Here is an 18,330-nt window from a genome sequence, read left to right on the forward strand (position 1 = left end):
GGACGCCGGGTCAGCAGGGGCCCTCGTTGACGGATGTGCTGATCGAGTGGCTCCAGGGCTCGCCGCCGCTGAGGCTCAGCCGGTTGTCGACCGTGACGGTGAGGCAGACGGGGTTCTCGCCCTCGCGGTTCGTCAGCTCGTACTCGCCGCCGCCGGCGGAGCGGATCTTGACGTTGCCGTCGCCTTCCTCGTTCACGGTGTCGTAGACGTCGGACGACGCGCGGACCGACGAGCCGATCCCCGAATCCGTGCCGCTTTCCACCTTGGACGCCGCCGCGGACGCCACCGACCTCACCTGCGATGTGGAGTAGCCGCTCGGGTTGCCTGCGGCGCCATTGACGATGCCGGCCCCGGCGAACATCATGACGGCGGACACGATCAGCCCGAACCGGTTCAACGCGAGCGCGGCGTCGGACGGCTCGTTGGCCTCCGGGTTCCGGTACTGCCAGGCGGTGAGCTTCCAGTAGAGCGTCCGCTGGTTCATGCACCCGAGGACGAGCAAGAGGGCCCCGAAGGCGATGAAGAGGACGATCAGAGCGGTCATGGGGCCCTTCTCACGCCGGTGGGGTTCTCAAGATCGGACGCGGCCGGGCGGTGTTTCGTTCACTTCGGCCGGTCGCGTCCGCCCCGGGGAAGGGCGTCAGCGGGCGGGGAGGACGCGGCCCTGGACGTCGCCGAAGCCGATGCGGGTGCCCGACGGGCCCGGGGCGGTGGCGGTGATGGCCACCTCGTCGCCGTCCTCCAGGAAGGTGCGGGGTTCGCCGTTCACCTCGACCGGTTCCTTGCCGCCCCACGTCAGTTCGATGAAGGCGCCGCGCTGGTCCTTGTCCGGGCCCGAGATCGTTCCGGAGGCGAACAGGTCGCCGGTGCGGGACGAGGCGCCGTTCACCGTCATGTGCGCGAGCATCTGGGCGGGTGACCAGTACATCTCCCGGTAGGGCGGGCGGGAGACGACCTGCCCGTTCCACGTGACCTCCAGGGAGAGGTCGAGGCCCCACGGCTTCTTCTCGCGCAGGTAGGGAAGGGGCTCGGGGTCCTGCGGCGGGGTGGCGACGCGGGCTGCCTCCAAGGCGAGGAGCGGTACGACCCAGGGGGAGACGGACGTGGCGAAGCTCTTGCCGAGGAACGGGCCGAGCGGCACGTACTCCCATGCCTGGATGTCACGCGCCGACCAGTCGTTGACGAGGACGACGCCGAAGACGCGCTCGGCGAAACCGTCCGTGCTGACGGGGGTTCCGAGCGGGGAGCCGGTGCCGACTACGAAGCCGACCTCTGCCTCGATGTCCAGGCGGCGGCTCTCGCCGAAGGTCGGCGCGTCCTCGCCCTTGCGCTGGCCGGTGGGACGGACGATGTCCGTTCCCGACGGCACGACCGTCCCGGCGCGGCCGTGGTAGCCGACGGGGAGGTGTTTCCAGTTCGGCATGAGCGGTTCGGAGCCGGGGCGGAAGAGGCGGCCGAGGTTGGACGCGTGGTGTTCGGACGCGTAGAAGTCGACGTAGTCGGCCACCTCGAACGGCATGTGCATCGTGACCGTGTCGATGGGGTGGACGGCCGTGTCCGGGACGTCCCCGGAGACCAGGTCCATGATCTGCTCGCGGACCTCGACCCAGCGCATGTGCCCCTGCGCCATGAAGGGGTTGAGGGTCGGCGCGGCGAAGACGTCGTCCAGGACGGTGAGGTCCACGACCCTGTCGGCCACGCGGACGCCCACGCGGGGGGACGTCCCGGGCGCGGAGAACACGCCGTAGGGGAGGTTGGCGAGCCCGAACAGGGAGTCTTCGGGGATCGCGATACGGGTCATCGGGAGGTCTCCTGGAGCGCGGACGCGAGCAGCCCGAGGTCCGCGAGTTCGGTGAGGGGGTCGGTGATGCTGCACGTCCCGAAGGACAGGAAGCAGGCGCGGGCGGCGACCGTCCTGCGTTCGCCGAGCCGCGCGACGCGGGACGCGACGGACCGGGCGTCGCGGTCGGCGAGGATGGCGGCGAGGTCGGTCAGGGGGCGGCCGTCGAGGGCGGCGTCGGTCGCGAGCAGCAGGTTGAGGAAGCCGTGCTGGTGGAAGCCGGTCTTCGGGTCGGTGTTGCGGACGGGGTGGTGCAGCCCCGCGGTCGCCTTGAACGGGACGCCGGCGTTCACCACGGCCGTGATCGCGCCGGCGAGTTCGTCCGGGCTCGGGTACAGGTTGGCCTTCACGCCGCCGGTGCGGAACTTCGCGCGGTGCCCCCGCGCGGCGATCGCGGCGATCATCGCGGTCCGGCGGTCGTCCCTCGGCACCTCGACGTAGAGGGGGACGTCGACGCGGCCGAGCACGCGGAAGAACTCGTCCGGCTGCATCCCGCTGGGGACGGCGACCTCCAGCCCGCGCAGGTCGACGGGCAGGTCGGCGGCCGCCGCGAGGGCCTTGGCCGCCTCGCACGGCCCGCCGGGCGCCGTCACCGACAGGTCGAGCGGATCGTCGGCGGTGAGCAGCCGGTACAGGTCGTCGAGTGCGGTGGCGGGCAGGATGAGGGGGCCGACGAGCTGCGCGTACGGGGCCGCCCGGTGGTGGCGGTGGGCCGGGACGGCTTCGGTGAGCGGCGCGAGACCAGGCGGGAACACGGCCGCGTCGTCGCAGAGGCCGAGGGCGAACGCGGGAATCATGACCGCCTCGCCCACGTCCAGGCGTAGGCCTCGTCTTCGCAGGCCAGGCCGCCTTCGCCGAGTTCGAGCGGGTGGAACGTGTCGACCATGACGGCGAGTTCGTCGAAGAACTCGACGCCGATGCTGCGTTCGTACGCGCCGGGCTGCGGGCCGTGCGCGAGGCCGCCGGGGTGGACGGAGACGGAGCCCTGCCCGATGCCGGAGCCCTTGCGGGCCTCGTAGTCGCCGCCGCAGTAGAACATGATCTCGTCGGAGTCCACGTTGGAGTGGTAGTACGGCACCGGGATCGACAGCGGGTGGTAGTCGACCTTGCGGGGGACGAAGTTGCACACGACGAAGTTGTGGCCTTCGAACACCTGGTGGGCGGGCGGCGGCTGGTGGACGCGGCCGGTGATGGGCTCGTAGTCGTGGACGCTGAACGTGAACGGGTAGAGGCAGCCGTCCCAGCCGACGACGTCGAACGGGTGCCGGGCGTAGGTCATGCGGGTTCCGGTGATGCCCCGTGAGCCGCGGTGCTTGACGAGGACCTCGACGTCGGTGCCGTCCGCCTGGAGGGGTTCGCCGGGGCCGTGCAGGTCGCGTTCGCAGTACGGGGAGTTCTCAAGGAACTGGCCGTAGCGCGACAGGTAGCGTTTCGGCGGCGCGATGTGGCCGGTCGCCTCGATGGCGTATGCGCGGAGGGGCTGGTCGCCGGTGGGCAGCCAGCGGTGGGTGGTGGACGTCGGGATGATGACGTAGTCGCCCTGCTCGGCGGAGAACGTCCCGAAGATCGTTTCGACGGTGGCGGTACCGGACTCGATGTAGACGATCTCGTCGCCGGTCGCGTTGCGGTACAGCGGCGAGTCGGCGGCGGAGACGACGTAGGACAGGCGGACGTCGTTGTTGCCGAGGACGATGCGCCGCCCGGTGACGACGTCGGTCTCGGCCCACGTCTCCTTGGGGAAGAGCTCGTGCAGCTTGAGATGGCGCGGCTTGAGCGGGTGGTTCGGTGCCGTGGAGGCGTCCGGGACGTCCCATGCCTGCGAGTCGACGATCGCGGACGGGATCTCCCGGTGGTACAGGAGGGACGAATCAGACGAGAAGCCCTCCTCGCCCATGAGTTCCTCGAAGTAGAGCCGCTCTGCGCCGTCCCCATCGATGTGACGATGCTGGGTGTGGCGTTTCGGCGGGACGTGGCCGACCCGGCGGTAGTGGGCCATGCTCCTTCGCCTCCGATGATTAACGCATTTACTACTTTCTGCCGAGACTACGACTCTTCTTCCGCTCAGGGAAGGGGCTAACCCCGCGTCAACTCCGTTCGCGCACGTCGAACTGGTCGCGGCCGGCGATGAGCTTGTCCAGCAGCATGATCAGCATCTGCCGTTCGGTCTCGGTGAGCACCCCGGCCCACTGCCGCTCCCGCTCGTTCTGCGCGGCGAAGATCTCCAGCATGGCCTCCCGGCCCCGCTCGGTCAGTGACAGGATCACCGAACGGCCGTCCCGCTCCCCCGGCGCACGGGCCATCATCCCGTCCGCGATCAGCGTTTTCGCCAGGTTGGAGACCGCGGCCCTGCTCATCCCGGCCAGCGTGGCGGCCCGCCCCGGCTCCAGCGGCCCCGCGAGCCAGGTGACGAACAGCAGCCGGAAACCCGCCCACGAATGCCCGCGCGGCCGGTGCACCGTGGACTCCAGGTCGTAGGTGACGATCGCCGACGCCCGGTTGAGGGTCAGCAGCAGCCGGGTCGCGTGCGGATGCGGGAACCCGAACTCCTCCGAAAGCCGGCGACCCGCGAGATCGACGAACGACCAGAAGTCGAGCCGTTCGCCGTCGCTCTCCGTGGCCGTCACCGCGCCTCCCAGATCTGGTTCATGGATTGACCATTTAACCCCGGCCGGGACACGGGTGTCAGCGGGAGATCATCGGGCATCTCCCCGGTGCGGGAAGCGGAACGTGCTCGGGAGGGACGATGGCGACCGTCGCCGAACAGTTCATCGAGGTGCTGCGGCAGGCCGGCGTACGGCGCGTCTACGGGGTGGTGGGCGACAGCCTCAACCCGATCGTGGACGCCGTCCGGCGGACGGGCGGCATCGACTGGGTGCACGTCCGCAACGAGGAGGCCGGTGCGTTCGCCGCCACGGCGGAGGCGCAGGCGACGGGACGGCTCGCCGTGTGCGCGGGAAGCTGCGGTCCCGGCAACACGCACCTCGTCCAGGGCCTGTACGACGCGCACCGGTCGGGGGCGCCGGTGCTGGCGCTGGCGTCGCAGATCCCCAGCGCGCAGATAGGCAGCGGGTACTTCCAGGAGACGCATCCGGAGCGCCTCTTCGCCGAATGCAGCCACTACTGCGAGGCGATCAGCACCCCGGAGCAGATGCCGCGCGTCCTGCGGACGGCGATCCAGCACGCGGTGGGGCTCGGCGGCGTCGCGGTGCTGACGCTTCCCGGCGACACGGCGAGCAAGGACACCGCGGTCCCCACCGGCGAGCACGACTTCCTCGTCCGCAAGGGGATCATCCGCCCGCCCGCCGACCAGGTGGCGCAGCTCGCCGGGGCATTGAACCGGGCGCGCAAGGTGATGCTGTTCTGCGGGGCCGGTGTCCAGGGCGCCCACTCCGAGGTGATGCAGCTCGCGCACAAGCTGCTCTCGCCGATCGGTCACGCCCTGCGCGGCAAGGAGTGGATCCAGTACGACAACCCCTTCGACGTGGGCATGAGCGGCCTGCTGGGCTACGGCGCCTGCTATGAGGCCACGCAGGAGGCCGACCTCGTCCTCCTGCTGGGCACCGACTTCCCGTACGACCAGTTCCTGCCGGGCAAGAACACCATCCAAGTGGACGACGACCCATCGAAACTGGGCCGCCGCACGCCGCTCGACCTGGCCGTCCATGGTGATGTGGGGGAGACGCTCCGGCTCGTCCTCGACAAGGTCGAGCAGAAGCGCGACCAGTCGTACCTGGACGAGATGCTGCATCGCCACACGCGCGCCTTGGAGAACGTCGTCTCCGCCTACACGCGCGACATCGAGAAGCACATGCCGATCCACCCCGAGTACGTCGCGAGCGTCCTGGACGACCTCGCCGCCGACGACGCGATCTTCACCGTGGACACCGGCATGTGCAACGTCTGGGTCGCCCGCTACATCACCCCCAACGGCCGCCGCCGCGTGATGGGCTCGTTCTCCCACGGCTCCATGGCGAACGCGCTCCCGCACGCGATCGGCGCCCAGTACGGCGCACCCGGACGGCAGGTCATCTCCGTCTCCGGCGACGGCGGCCTCGCGATGCTGCTCGGCGAACTCCTCACGGTCAAGCTCCACCGCCTCCCCGTGAAGATCATCCTGTTCGACAACGCGTCCCTCGGCATGGTGCGCCTCGAAATGATGGTGGACGGCTTCCCCGCCTACGAGACCGACCACGAGGCCGTCGACTACGCCGCGATCGCCGAGGCCATCGGGATCGAGTCGTCCCGCGTGGAACGTCCGTCCGACGTCCGCACCGTGATGGAACGCGCCCTCGCCGCCCCCGGCCCGTACCTCCTGGACGTCGTCACCGACCCGAACGCCCTGTCCATCCCGCCGCGCATCACCCCGCAGCAGGTGAAGGGCTTCGCCCTCTCCGCGGGCAAGACCGTCCTGACCGGCGGCGTCGGCAAGATGCTCGACCTGGCCCGCAGCAACCTCCGCAACATCCCCCGCCCCTGACCCGCGAACGCGCCCGCCGCCTGCTCACCGAGCAGTTGCCGCCCGGCGACCTCGCCGCCCGGCGGCAGGGACAGGTGGCGGCAGGGTCAGGTGAAGGGGCGGGCCATCTCGGTCAGGGTGGAAGTGCGGGCTCGTTGTCACGTTGCTGACAACGGGGCGGCGGAATAGCTGGCCTGACGAAGAAGAGGACGAATCGCATTATCCGTACGGTCGGGACCCACAACCTCGCACCTACGGCCTGGAGCGGCAGATGAGCGGACGATCGTCGGAGTTCGGGCGCCGCACGGCGTCGGTCGCGCGGGCGGGCGGCATGTTCGCCCGGAGCGGGCTGTGGCGCCCCGGACCGCCGGTGAAGGTCGCCCGCCAGCTCGGCGCGCTGCGCCGCTGGGGCACCCTGCTCGGCGGGACGGTCGTGTCCGCCGCGGCCCGCGACCCCGACGTCGTCGCGATCATCGACGACGCGGGGCGGCTGACCTACGGTGAGGTCGACGCCCGCACCGACCGGCTGGCCGCCGCCCTCGGGCGGTTCGGCAGCGCACCCCGCGCCGCGGTGCTCTGCCGCAACCACCGCGGCATGATCGAGGCGCTCGTCGCGTGCAGCAAACGCGGCTCCGACATCCTCCTGCTGAACACCGGGATGAGCACCGAGCAGCTCGTGACCGTCGTGCGGGAGCAGGGGGTCGAGGTCGTCATCGCCGACTCGGAGTTCGCCGGCTTCCTCGCGGCGGTGCCGAAGACCGTCCAGGTCATCAAGGCGGGCGGGACGGGCTCGGAGCTGGAGAACCTCATCGTCACGGCGCCCGCCGCGCAGGTCGAGCCGCCGCCGAAGGCGGGCCGGACGATCGTCCTCAGCTCCGGCACGACCGGCCGGCCCAAGGGCGCCGACCGGCATTCGCGGCCCGGGCTGTCGCCGCTGGCGTCGATCCTGTCCCGCATCCCGTACCGGGTGCACGAGCGGATGTTCATCGAGGCGCCGCTGTTCCACACCTGGGGATACGCGATGCTCCAGGCGGCGATCTCGCTGCGCGCCACGATCGTGCTGCGGTCCCGGTTCGATCCCGAGCAGACCCTCCGGACGATCGACGCCACCAAGGCGACCGCGCTGGTCGCCGTCCCCGTCATGCTCCAGCGCATGCTGGACGTCCCGGAGGCCGCGCGGAGCAAGCACGACACGTCCTCGATGCGGATCGCGGCCGTCAGCGGCTCGGCGCTGCCCGCGACGCTCGCCACCGCGTTCATGCACGAGTTCGGCGACGTCCTCTACAACCTGTACGGGTCGACGGAGGCGTCGTGGGTCACCATCGCGACGCCCGCCGACCTGCGGGCCCGTCCCGACACGGCGGGCACGCCACCGCCCGGGACGAAGGTCGCGATCCTGGACGACTCAGGCGAACGCGTCCCGCCGGGGACGACCGGGCGGATCTTCGCCGCGAACGAGCTGCTGTTCGCCGGCTACACCGGCGGCGACACCAAGGAGATGCGGGACGGCCTGATGAGCCTCGGCGACGTCGGGCACCTGGACGAGCAGGGCCGCCTGTTCGTCCAGGGCCGCGACGACGACATGATCGTCTCGGGGGGCGAGAACGTCTTCCCGAGCGCGATCGAGGAGGTCCTGTCCGGCCTTCCGCAGATCCGGGAGGTCGCGGTGATCGGGGTACCGGACGAGAAGTTCGGGCAGCGGGCCGCCGCGTTCATCGCCCTGCGCGACGGCGGAACCCTCGACGCCGACACCGTCCGCGCCCACGTTCGCGACCACCTCGCGCGCTTCGCCGTTCCCCGTGACGTGCACTTCGTCGACGCGCTCCCGCGCAACGCCACCGGCAAGGTCGCCCGCCGCGAACTGCAGGCGCGCCTAGACGAGAACCCGGCCTGAACTTCCCTGCGGCCTGCGTCCCCGCGGTCATGCCTCTGCCGTGACGTCCGTGCGGTTTGCGCCCACGCGGCCTGCGCCCCGCGGGTCGCGTCAGGCGTGGGCGGGTGGGCGGTGGGCGTCCACGATGAACCAGAGGCGGGTGCGGCGCGGGGACTGGTCGAGGCCCCATTCGTCGGCGAGCGCGTCGACGACGGTGAGGCCGCGCCCGTGATCGAGGCGCAGTTCGCCGTGGGAGGCCTCCCGGGCGGGCCCGTCGTCGGCGATGTCGACGCGGACCCGCCGGCCGTCGGTGGAGACGGTCACGGTGACGAGCCCGGTGCCGTGCAGGATGGCGTTGGCGACGGCCTCCGCGGCCATCAGCTCGACGTCGTCCAGGAGCGTCTCGTCCGCGACGACCTTCGCGGCCCGCTCGCGGACGGTGCGGCGGGCCCGGCGGCCACCGTCGCCGTCGCCGGTGAACCCGAACGGTTCACCGAGCCGTTCCATCCCCACGGTCACGCAATCACCACACAGTCGAGTCGGAAGCGCACCGCAATCATTCACCTGCGGTGAGTGATCGGGCAATGCCATGGACGTATTGATCTTGGCCTTTCCGGGACGGTTTCAGCGCTAGACGCGGAGCCTACGGTACGAGTTACCGCAGCATCCGCGCATTGCGAAAATATGAAACAACGCCCGCGTTCTTACTCACTTCACCAATAACCGGCCCGCGCCCGGCGGGCTCGGACGTGCGCCGCCGTGCCCATGTCTCGGTTATTGCTCACCTAGGCGTACAAAACAGGCATTTTCTCCGTCTCTCGGCCCGGATCGCCGGACGCCTTCCCCATGTCACCATCCGATTCATCAGCGTTTTCGCCGGGCGGCGGGGATGGGGGTGCCGCCGGCCGGTGACACCCCGGGCTCCGGCCGGAGCCTCACCCCCGGAGGTGCGCCATGCAAGCGGTCGTCCTCGCCTGCGCCGCGCAGGCCGTCTACATCGCCGCGTACGTCCTGTTCAAGACGGCCGCCGGGCGGATGAGTCCGATCGGGGGCCGGCATCCGCTGCACGCCGCCGGACGGCTGGTGCGCAGTCCCCGCTGGCTGACCGGCGTCCTGGTGCTGCTGGCGGGCTTCGCGCTCTCGGCCACCGCGCTCGTCACGCTCCCGGTCGTCGCCACCCTCCCCGCCTTCGGGCTCAGCCTCGTCCTCCTGCTGGTCGTGGGGATGAGCGGGTTCGGCGAGCGGCCCACCTCCCGCGAGTGGCTCGCCGCGCTCATCACCGTGGCGGCGATGGTCACCGCCGCGCTGTCGGTCATGCCGGGCCCCGGGGAGTCGCTCCCGGACGCCCTGCACCGGACGGGCGGCGCCGAGGCGGCCGCCGCGCTCCCGCTGTGGAAGGCCGCCCTCGTCTGCGTGCCCTCGCTGGCCCTGCCGCTCTGGATGTTCTGCGTGCGCGACCGCCAGGTCAGCGGCCGGCACGCGAGGCCGTTGACCGGCATCGCCTACGGGCTCGGCGCGGGCGTCCTGCTCGGCGCCACCGAGGTCTTCGGCATGGGCATGGCGACGATGCTCGCCGGGGACCGCCGGATGGACGTGCCGACCTCGCCGCACCCGTACCTGTTCCTGCTCGCGGGCGTCCTCGGGCTCGGGCTGCTGTCGATCGGGCTGCAGCGCTGCCGCCTCACCATCATCGTCACCGTCGTCACGGTGACCGCGAAGACGCATCTGCTCCTGTCGGCGACGCTGCTGTACGGGGAGCCGTGGCCGGGCGACTCCGGGCTGTTCCTGCTGAGGGTCGCCGGGGTCGGCCTGGCCGTCCTCGCGCTGCTGGCGTTCCCCCGCCACGAGCGCCGCGCGCGGGCCGTCCGGGACGGCGGGGCGCACCGGTCCCCGGCCGCACGGCGCGCGCTGCCTCCGGCGCCGTCGCGGCTGGGCTGAGCCCGATGTGCGATCTTGTCACTGTCAAGATAGGGTGGTGGTGAACCCGGAGAGAGGAGACCGCGGTGACCGAGAACCCCGGCCTTGCCCGTCAGGCGTGGCACCAGCTCGAACCCGTGCACGCCCTGTTCTGGTACTCGCCCGACGTGTTCGCCGAGGCCGAGGCGCTCGGCTACAAGGTGGACACCCGCTGGCCGAGCTACTTCGCCTGGCGCGCCGCACCCCTCGGCGCCGCCGGTCCGGAGGCGGTGTCGGCCGCCTTCTACAGCTTCAGCCCCCGCATGGTGGCCGAGCACGTCCCCGCCGCGTGGACGGTCGCGCCGCCCGAACGCGTCCTGAAGGCCCGCACCCGCGCCGTCGACCGGATGTACCGGGCACTGCTCGGCGACGGCATCGACGCCCCGGACATCGCCGAGGCCACCGACCTGGCCCGCACCGCCGCCGAGGCCGCGAGCACAGCCGGACGCCCGCTCGCCGCCGCCAACGCCGATCTCCCCTGGCCGGACGAGCCGCACCTCGTCCTCTGGCACGCCATCGGCATCCTGCGCGAGCAGCGCGGCGACGGCCACGTGGCCGCGCTCCTCACCGCCGGGCTCGACCCGGCCGAGGCACTCGTCTCGTTCGCCGCGATCGGCGCCGCCCCCGTGGAGACGTTCGCGAGCCGCGGCTGGACGGACGACGAGTGGGCCGCCGCCCGCGACCGCCTCGCGTCCCGGGGCCTCGTCAACGCCGACGGCACCGCGACCGGCCGGGGCCGCGAACTGCGCGACTCCGTCGAGCGCATGACCGACGACCTCGCCCACGAACCCTGGCGGACGCTCGGCGCCGAGAAGACCGACCGTCTAGCGCAGCTCACCATGCCGATCCTGGTCAAGGTCCTGGAGACCGGCCTGATGCCCGCGCAGAACACCCTCGGCATAGGCCGTGTTTGATTGCAGTGCCCTTGGCGTCAGGCGCTGGAGCGCCTTCCTTCGGCGGGCCCTGCATGCGATCGCTGCATCGCTCCGGCTGTGCTTTTTGCAGTGCCCTTGGCGTCAGGCGCCAGAGCGCCTTCCTTCGGCGGGCCCTGCATGCGATCGCTGCATCGCTCCGGCTCGCCTTGGCGGCTCGCTGCGCGATCAGGTTTCTCGCTTCGCTCGAAACCTGCCTTCGGACGCGATCGCGACGGTTTTGGTCGTTGCGTGGTTGGGGTGATGGCTGGGGTTGCTGGTTCCGTGGGATCCGCCTGGCTTTGGTGGCCTCGAGGTGACGGCCGGTGGAGCCGGACGAGGCTGCGGGGGCCGGCGGAGATGCGCGGCGCGGAGCGCGACCTCGATCCCGAACCGCGCCTCCGGGTCGTCCAGCTCGTCGCCGAAGGTCTGCTCGATCTTGCGCATCCGGTACCGGACGGTCTGCGGGTGGATGTGCAGCAGCTCGGCGATCTCGGCGGCGGTGCCGCGGGTCACGAGCCAGGTCCGCAGCGTCTCGGTCAGCCGGTCCTGCTGGCCGGGCGTCATGCCGTCCAGGATCCCGAGGCGCCGCCGGGTCAGCTGCTCGACCAGCGCCGGGTCGGACAGCAGCCACAGCGGGACGAGGTTGTCCTCGCAGAGCGTCACCGGGCCGTCGCCGAGGACGCCGTCGAGCGCCAGGCCGAGCGCCCGGCGGGCCCAGCGCAGCGAGTCCGCCGCCTGGCCGGGTGGCATGGTGAGGCCGACCGCGATACGGCGGCCGGGTATCGCCTCGTCCAGCATGGCGCGGCGGGCGGCCGTGAACGGGCCCGGCAGCAGCAGGTGGGGTTCGGCGCACTCCAGGTCGGCGAGGACGTCCTCGTCCAGGGAGGTCCACACGCAGCGTGCCTCCGGCTCGGTGGCGATCAGCGTGACCTCGTCCGGGACGGGCCACCCGGACGCCTCGGCCAGTTCGGCGACCACGGCGTTCCCGGGCTCCGCGCCGTCCAGGAGGAGGCGGAGCAGCCGCCTGCGCCGCTCGTCGAGAGCCGGGATCGGGCGCTCCCTGGCCCGCCGGTGGCCGTCGAGGGAGTGCGCCGCGAGGTCGTCCAGGTAGATGAACAGCGCCTCGGCCAGCCGCGACATGATCGCCGAGGAGATGTCGTGGCGCGGCGCGACCTTCATGACGCGCCGCCACGCGACCTGCCCGCCGATCCGGTAGGCGGCCTGCAGGCAGTCCATGCTGCGGCCCTCGTGCGCCTCGTACTGGCCGAGCATCCGGGCCGTCCCGGCGGAGTCCTCGCCGACCCCGGACGTGCCGGGGAGCGCGGCGACACGGTCGACGAACGCGGCGAGGTTGTGCTCCACGCTCAGCCGCAGCACATGGCCGTACGGCCCGTCGAGCGGCCGGGCGTACTCGGGGATGGCGCGGCGGATCTCGGTGACGATCTCCTCGGCGAGGCTCGGCAGCTCCGGCCGCATCAGCCGGGCGAGCCTCGGCGGGAGCCGGCCGTCGCGATCGAAGGGATCAACGGATTCGAGGGCTGTTCTGGTCATCGACACTGACACACCTCCGTCGGGCCCGATGTGATGCGGGGCACGCCGACGTTACGCAGGCCCGGCGCGCCACTTCTCTAGAGCTGAAGAACAAATCCCAGTGGCCACTGCTCACCGACTTATAAGTAACCGCGACAGCAGCGCCACCGGCGACGGACGACAAAGTTCTGTCGAACATATGAAACATGAATAATTCTCTTATCCCGCGCCCGCCCCGCCAGACCGTTCACTCGCGGCGTGTCGCCCTTATGAGGCCGCGGATAAGGGCGACACGCCGCAACTCAACGACTCGGGGCGAGGGGTGTGGGGCTGCGGGCCCGCGACAAAATAAATGTGCGCCCAATGGGAAGTTGTCATCTGGTGATAATGATCGATTCGGGGTGATGTCCGGTCGCGGCGATACCTCAGTCAACTGAGTGAATCGCGCCCTCTTCTTCGTCGTGGACTCGATTCATCCGCAGCCGGACATTCATTACGGTCCATGACTCTGACCGTGACGACCGAGGGGGTGGAATGCGTTGGCCGCCTCGGTAGCGGTGGACGGGACCGAGCCCGCGACGGACGTCCCGGTGCGCCGGGACCGGCTGCGGGCGTCGTTCTACGGGTGGCTCGGACCGCTCCTCGTCTCGGCGTTCGCCGGGGTGCTCGTCTTCCACCGTCTCGGCTCCCCGCACGCGCTCGTCTGGGACGAGACGTACTACGCGAAGGACGCCTGGGCGTTCCTGCACTACGGCGTCGAGCACAACTGGAACGCCGGTCCGGACGGCGAGCCCGCCAACCGCCACTTCCTCGCCGGGCATCCGGTGGCGGGGCTGGCGGGCGGCGCGGAGTGGGCCGCCCATCCGCCGCTCGGCAAGTGGTTCATCGCCGCCGGCATGGCGGTCTTCGGCTCAAGCCCGTTCGGCTTCCGCTTCGCGGCCGGCGTCGCCGGCGTCCTCGCGGTGCTGCTGCTGGCCCGCATCGCGCGGCGGCTGACCGGCTCGACCGTGCTCGGCTGCGCGGCGGGCCTGCTGCTGGCGCTGGACGGGTCGTGGCTCGTGTCCAGCAGGTCGTCGATGCTCGACATCTTCCTGCTCGTCTGGCTGCTCGCCGGGTTCGGCTGCCTCCTCGTCGACCGCGACAAGACCCGGGCCGCGCTTGCTGCCCGCGGCGTGGAGGGCGCCAACGGAGATGAGGCGAAGCCCGGCGGGCCTTTCGTCCGGCACGGCTGGCGGATCGGCGCCGGTGTCTGCTTCGGACTCGCCTGTGGGACGAAATGGTCCGGCGTCTACGCGATGCTCTTCTTCTGGGCGCTGGCCCTGATCTGGGACCGGAACGCGCGCAAGGACGCCGGAGTCGCCAGGCCGTGGCGCGGCATGGCGAAGCTGGACATGCCGGCCTCCCTCCTCCAGGTGTGGTTCGCCGCCGGGGCCGTCTACGTGGTCGGCTGGTGGGGGTGGTTCGCGTCCGGGACGGGCCTGCAGAAGGCGCTGTTCGGGCGGACGTTCCCCGGATTCCAGCGCGACTGGGCCGACCTGCATCCGAGCGACATCTGGCCCACGTTCCTGAACCCGATCCGGTCGCTGTGGCACTACCACGCGATGACCCTCGACTTCCACAGCGGTGTGACGAGCGCCAACCCCGCGCAGTCGTGGCCCTGGCAGTGGCCCTACCAGGGGCATCCGGCCGTCATGTGGCGCACGTCCGTGCCTCGGGGGCAGGACGGGTGTGAAGCGGCGAAGTGCGTCAGCGAGGTCGTGCACCTCGGCACGCCCGCGATCTGGTGGTTCTCCATCGCCGCGCTGCTCATCATGGCGGTCTACGCGGCGCTCTTCCGGGACTGGCGGGCCGCCGCCGTGGTCGGCGGCTACCTGGCGGGCCTGCTGCCGTGGATCCCGGCGGCGCTCGACGGCCGGACGATGTACTCCACGTACGCGCTGCCGATGCTGCCGTTCGCGATCCTCGCGATCGTCCTGCTCTTCGAGGGGATCTTCGTCCCGTACCGCGACCGTCCGGTGAAACGCGCGGTGATCGGCGCGGCCGGGGGCGCCTACCTCGCCGCCGTCGCGGCGAACCTGATCTACCTCCATCCGATCCTCACGGGCGAGGCGCTCCCCGAGGCCGAGCGGCTCGCGCGCCTGTGGCTTCCCGGCTGGACGTGACCCCGTGACCTGCCCCCGTGACCCCGTGACCCGCGACGGCGTGAGTGCCCATGAGCGCAGCATCAGGAGAGGTGACCGACCATGAGAATCCGGGCCCGCTGGGCGCTGGGGGCGGTGACGGCGATCGGGCTCGGCACGGTCGTGTCCGGGTCGCTGCCCGGCGGCACCGCGACGGCGCAGGAGGCCGACGCCTCGCTCAGCTACACGTGCCGGTTCCCGTCCGGGTCGTCCCACGAGGTGGGAGTCCGGGTGCGGGGGACGTTCCCCGAGGAGGGGACGGCCGGCGAAGCGGTCCGGCCCGGCCGGGTCACGGCGGCGGTGACGATCCCGAAGGCCGCGCTCCCCGAGGTGACGGCGCTCGGCGGCGCCTCCGTCGCGGGCACCGCGCGGCTCGCGACGACCGCGACCCAGAACGGCACGTCGACGCCGGTGGCGTGGGACGGGCTGACCACGCCGTCCACACCGGTCTCGGAGGACGCCGGCCTGGAGCTGGCCGCGTCCGGCGACGTCCCGCCGGTGACGCCCGCCGGAACCGGTGACCTGACGTTCACGGCCGGGGACCTGGCGCTGACGCTCGACCCGCGCGACGCGAACGGCGGCGCCCGCAAGGACGCGAAGTCGCTGGCCGCCGCCTGTTCGCCGTCCGGGGATCAGGACCTGACGCTCGCCGCCGTCCCGGTGCGGGCGGGGAAGACCACGGCGCCGAGGACGGCCGCCGCGCCCGAGGCCGGGCCGCCCGCCGCCGAAGCCCCAGGCGGGACGCCCCCGGAGTGCGGAACGTACACCGGGCCCACCGACGACTGGATGCCGGGCTGCGTCTACCTGTCCGGGTTCTCCAACGTCGCGAAGCTCAAGGGCGCGACCGTGCTGAACGACCCGGAACTCGCCGAACCGGCGCTCACCAACATGATCTACATGATCACCCGCACGGGCGCCTCGGTACGGCAGCGGTTCGTCGCGCCGCTGCGGTCGACGTCCACCTTCCTGACGTTCGGCCTCATGCCGACCACCGCGACGATGGAGATGACGCAGCGGCCCCTGAAGCCCGGTGACCCGGGCGGCCCCCAGGACTACGGGACGTTCGAGGCGGTCAGCGACCTGCAGACCGGGATCCAGTCGGTCAGCGCGCACATGAAGATGTCGATCCGGATCCGCGACGTGAAGGTCAACGGCACACCGCTGGACGTGGGCGCGAACTGCCGGACCGCCACCGCCGCCGACATCAGGCTCAAGGGCCGGATGCCCAACATCCTGCAAGGCGGAGTGGTCGAGGGGACCTTCACCATTCCGGCGTTCCGCGGATGCGGTGCCGGTGAGGATCTCGACCCGCTGCTCAACGGCTCGGTCGCCGGCCCCGGGAATCTCCTTCGCGTGACGCTCGGGTCCACCTGCATCCCGTTCGCCGACATCAGTTGCCCGCCCGTGCTTCCGCAGCCTTCCCGCAACCCGGGCTGAGCGCTCCGCCGAGAGGAGCCCGCCCGCCGAAGAGAGGAGCATCGCCGTGACCACACGCCCGAAGGACGACTGGCGCCGCTGGATCGCCGAGAACCTGCTGCTCGGCAATCCGCCGGAAGCGATCCGCCCGGTGCTGGTGAAGAACGGGTTCACCGAGGAGGAGGCCGCCCGCGAGGTGTCCGGGGCGCTCGCCAGCCCGTACGTGCAGGGCGCGTCCCGGATCGCGAACCGGCTGCGCAAGCGCGAATGGACCCTCACCGTCTACGGCCGGCTCGCCCGGATGCGCGCGGCCGGCGGCGAGATCGAACGCCGGGAACGGCTCTCGCGGGACGAGTTCTTCGAGGAGTACTACTTCCAGAACCGTCCGGTCATCATCACCGGGATGCTCAAGTCGTGGCCCGCGTGCACGAAATGGGACCTCGACCACCTCCGCGCGGCCTGCGGCGACAAGGAGGTCGAAGTGCAGTTCGGACGCGAGTCCGACGAGAACTACGAGATCAACGGGCCGCAGCACAAGAAGCTGATGCCGTTCCGCGAGTACGTCGACATGGTCGAGGCCGCCGGGACGACGAACGACTTCTACATGACGGCCAACAACACGTCCCGCAACCAGGAGGCCCTGGACGTCCTCTGGGACGACATCGAGCCGCTCGGCGAGTACCTCGACGGCGACGCGCGGGGCCGGAGCTTCTTCTGGCTCGGCCCCGCGGGGACGAAGACGCCGTTCCACCACGACCTCACCAACAACTTCATGGCGCAGGTCATGGGCCGCAAGAAGATCAAAATGGTGCCGCTGCACGACACCGCGTTCATCTACAACACCGTCCACTGCTATTCGGAGGTGGACGCGAGCGCGATCGACTTCGACCGGTTCCCCGCGATGAGGAAGGCGCAGGTGCTGGAGTGCACGCTCGCGCCCGGCGAGCTGCTGTTCATCCCGATCGGCTGGTGGCACTACGTCGAGGGCCTGGACGCGACGATCACCATGAGCTTCACCAACTTCCTGCGCCACAACGACTTCGCGTCGGACTACACGACGTACAAGCACCTCTGAGCAGCCGCACGGCGACCGGAAAACAATCGCCGGATGACAAATTCTGCGACGGTGAATCGGCGTTCGATCCACCGTCCGGCAATTGTTGTCACGCGTTGAGCGCCGGCCATCGCCCCAGCCTGTAAAAGTGTCATTTTCTGCGCATGTTCGACCTTTTGAGAATGACCTCGGATCGTGTTGAACCGGTGAGTGCCATCGTCTTCTAATTTGTCAGTGGACCGTAAAGACAGCCCCGGTGCCGGTCGGTAGTTTTCGGTTCGCAGATTCGCCACTCGGTCCGTTCCGACGAAAGGCAGAAAATGGAAGACAAGCTCAGCAGGCGCGGCCGGCGCGGGGCCAGGGGCCTCGCGGTCGCGGCCATCGGCGGACTCGGCCTGTCGGCGCTCGGCGTCATCGGCGCCGCTCCCGCCGCGGCGGTGCCGGTCCAGCAGACGATCAACTACCACTGCGTCTTCCCGCTGATCGGCAACCAGCCGCTCTCGGTCGACGTCAAGTCGGACATCCCGGCGGAGATCCCCGTCGGGGAGCAGACCCCGGCGTTCCAGATCGAGGCGACCGCCCACATCACCGGGACCATCACCAACGGGCTCCGCGCCGTCAGGGCCGCCACCATCGAGGGGACGGCGACGGCCGACGCGACGCTGTCGGTGCCCGAGATGCCGCAGCTGCCGGTGGCCGTCGACGCGGTCATCCCGCAGACGGACATCCCGCAGGAGGCGGGCGCGGAGTGGGACCTGATCGCCACGGGCGCCGCCCCGCAACTGGTCTTCACCCAGCCCGGCCACGGCGAGATCTACGTCGGGGACATGGTGCAGCGCATCAACCCGAAGCGGGCCGACGGGACCGAGGTGTGGCCGGGCGGCCAGGACGTCCAGTGCACCAAGGACCCGGGCCAGGACGACCCGTTCGCCACGTTCGAGATCACGGACGGCACGCCCACCCCCACCCCGACGCCCACCCCCACTCCGACCCCGACCCCGACTCCCACTCCGACCCCGACGCCCACGCCTACGCCTACGCCGACCCCCACGCCAACGCCGACCCCCACCCCCACTCCCACGCCAACGCCGACCCCCACTCCCACGCCGAC

At 71.0% G+C, this 18,330-nt stretch carries 15 protein-coding genes; 8 read left to right on the top strand and 7 right to left on the bottom strand.

The window, feature by feature from the left end; genetic code table 11:
* Positions 1–10: 10 nt before the first annotated feature.
* The 5 genes from ACTWPP_RS24500 to ACTWPP_RS24520 form a co-directional block, all read right to left on the bottom strand.
* The gene (locus ACTWPP_RS24500; protein WP_443106676.1) at positions 11–544 is read right to left on the bottom strand and encodes a hypothetical protein; all 534 of its coding nucleotides are present in this window, start codon (positions 542–544) and stop codon (positions 11–13) included.
* Positions 545–640: 96 nt separating this feature from the next.
* Positions 641–1,801: a fumarylacetoacetase gene (gene fahA / locus ACTWPP_RS24505; protein WP_443106677.1), complete on the bottom strand. Its 1,161-nt coding sequence runs from the start codon at positions 1,799–1,801 to the stop codon at positions 641–643.
* A complete protein-coding gene (locus ACTWPP_RS24510; RefSeq protein ID WP_443106678.1) occupies positions 1,798–2,637 on the bottom strand; it encodes a hypothetical protein in 840 nt (279 codons plus the stop codon). Before ACTWPP_RS24510 ends, fahA begins: the two co-directional genes overlap by 4 nt.
* Positions 2,634–3,836: a homogentisate 1,2-dioxygenase gene (locus tag ACTWPP_RS24515; protein ID WP_443106679.1), complete on the bottom strand. Its 1,203-nt coding sequence runs from the start codon at positions 3,834–3,836 to the stop codon at positions 2,634–2,636. Before ACTWPP_RS24515 ends, ACTWPP_RS24510 begins: the two co-directional genes overlap by 4 nt.
* Before the next feature lie 88 nt (positions 3,837–3,924).
* Positions 3,925–4,464: a MarR family winged helix-turn-helix transcriptional regulator gene (locus ACTWPP_RS24520; protein WP_443106680.1), complete on the bottom strand. Its 540-nt coding sequence runs from the start codon at positions 4,462–4,464 to the stop codon at positions 3,925–3,927.
* A gap of 119 nt (positions 4,465–4,583) precedes the next feature.
* Here ACTWPP_RS24520 and ACTWPP_RS24525 point away from each other — a divergent pair, with 119 nt between their 5' ends.
* Both ACTWPP_RS24525 and ACTWPP_RS24530 read left to right on the top strand, forming a co-directional pair.
* Positions 4,584–6,317 (top strand): pyruvate dehydrogenase, encoded by a 1,734-nt coding sequence (locus ACTWPP_RS24525; protein WP_443106681.1) that lies wholly within the window; start codon positions 4,584–4,586, stop codon positions 6,315–6,317.
* A 250-nt stretch (positions 6,318–6,567) separates the two neighbouring features.
* Positions 6,568–8,190, top strand: coding sequence for an AMP-binding protein (locus ACTWPP_RS24530; protein WP_443106682.1), 1,623 nt, complete (start codon positions 6,568–6,570; stop codon positions 8,188–8,190).
* Between the two features lie 90 nt (positions 8,191–8,280).
* Here ACTWPP_RS24530 and ACTWPP_RS24535 read toward each other — a convergent pair whose 3' ends face one another.
* A complete protein-coding gene (locus tag ACTWPP_RS24535; RefSeq protein WP_443106683.1) occupies positions 8,281–8,688 on the bottom strand; it encodes an ATP-binding protein in 408 nt (135 codons plus the stop codon).
* Between the two features lie 435 nt (positions 8,689–9,123).
* Here ACTWPP_RS24535 and ACTWPP_RS24540 point away from each other — a divergent pair, with 435 nt between their 5' ends.
* Positions 9,124–10,107 (top strand): hypothetical protein, encoded by a 984-nt coding sequence (locus ACTWPP_RS24540; RefSeq protein WP_443106684.1) that lies wholly within the window; start codon positions 9,124–9,126, stop codon positions 10,105–10,107.
* Positions 10,108–10,172: 65 nt separating this feature from the next.
* Complete coding sequence (locus ACTWPP_RS24545) at positions 10,173–11,039, top strand: SCO6745 family protein (protein WP_443106685.1); 867 nt, start codon at positions 10,173–10,175, stop codon at positions 11,037–11,039.
* Between the two features lie 186 nt (positions 11,040–11,225).
* Here ACTWPP_RS24545 and ACTWPP_RS24550 read toward each other — a convergent pair whose 3' ends face one another.
* Positions 11,226–12,590: a helix-turn-helix domain-containing protein gene (locus ACTWPP_RS24550; protein WP_443106686.1), complete on the bottom strand. Its 1,365-nt coding sequence runs from the start codon at positions 12,588–12,590 to the stop codon at positions 11,226–11,228.
* Between the two features lie 518 nt (positions 12,591–13,108).
* Here ACTWPP_RS24550 and ACTWPP_RS24555 point away from each other — a divergent pair.
* The 4 genes from ACTWPP_RS24555 to ACTWPP_RS24570 form a co-directional block, all read left to right on the top strand.
* Positions 13,109–14,731: a dolichyl-phosphate-mannose--protein mannosyltransferase gene (locus ACTWPP_RS24555; RefSeq protein ID WP_443106687.1), complete on the top strand. Its 1,623-nt coding sequence runs from the start codon at positions 13,109–13,111 to the stop codon at positions 14,729–14,731.
* Positions 14,732–14,812: 81 nt separating this feature from the next.
* On the top strand, positions 14,813–16,186 hold the full coding sequence (locus ACTWPP_RS24560; RefSeq protein ID WP_443106688.1) for a DUF6801 domain-containing protein: 1,374 nt from the start codon (positions 14,813–14,815) through the stop codon (positions 16,184–16,186).
* 46 nt (positions 16,187–16,232) lie between these two features.
* Positions 16,233–17,240: a cupin-like domain-containing protein gene (locus ACTWPP_RS24565; protein ID WP_443106689.1), complete on the top strand. Its 1,008-nt coding sequence runs from the start codon at positions 16,233–16,235 to the stop codon at positions 17,238–17,240.
* A 299-nt stretch (positions 17,241–17,539) separates the two neighbouring features.
* On the top strand, positions 17,540–18,330 hold a 791-nt coding region (locus tag ACTWPP_RS24570), incomplete at its 3' end, for a DUF6801 domain-containing protein (RefSeq protein ID WP_443106690.1).

The organism is Actinomadura sp. 3N407 (assembly GCF_052245875.1).
Classification (GTDB): domain Bacteria; phylum Actinomycetota; class Actinomycetes; order Streptosporangiales; family Streptosporangiaceae; genus Spirillospora.

What these genes read in the sequence shown, in the direction of transcription:
- ACTWPP_RS24550 (WP_443106686.1), bottom strand. Translation starts at nt 12,590, where the DNA reads ATGACCAGAACAGCCCTCGAATCCGTTGATCCCTTCGATCGCGACGGC.
- fahA (WP_443106677.1), bottom strand. Translation starts at nt 1,801, where the DNA reads ATGACCCGTATCGCGATCCCCGAAGACTCCCTGTTCGGGCTCGCCAAC.
- ACTWPP_RS24560 (WP_443106688.1), top strand. Translation starts at nt 14,813, where the DNA reads ATGAGAATCCGGGCCCGCTGGGCGCTGGGGGCGGTGACGGCGATCGGG.
- ACTWPP_RS24540 (WP_443106684.1), top strand. Translation starts at nt 9,124, where the DNA reads ATGCAAGCGGTCGTCCTCGCCTGCGCCGCGCAGGCCGTCTACATCGCC.
- ACTWPP_RS24515 (WP_443106679.1), bottom strand. Translation starts at nt 3,836, where the DNA reads ATGGCCCACTACCGCCGGGTCGGCCACGTCCCGCCGAAACGCCACACC.
- ACTWPP_RS24530 (WP_443106682.1), top strand. Translation starts at nt 6,568, where the DNA reads ATGAGCGGACGATCGTCGGAGTTCGGGCGCCGCACGGCGTCGGTCGCG.
- ACTWPP_RS24525 (WP_443106681.1), top strand. Translation starts at nt 4,584, where the DNA reads ATGGCGACCGTCGCCGAACAGTTCATCGAGGTGCTGCGGCAGGCCGGC.
- ACTWPP_RS24510 (WP_443106678.1), bottom strand. Translation starts at nt 2,637, where the DNA reads ATGATTCCCGCGTTCGCCCTCGGCCTCTGCGACGACGCGGCCGTGTTC.
- ACTWPP_RS24500 (WP_443106676.1), bottom strand. Translation starts at nt 544, where the DNA reads ATGACCGCTCTGATCGTCCTCTTCATCGCCTTCGGGGCCCTCTTGCTC.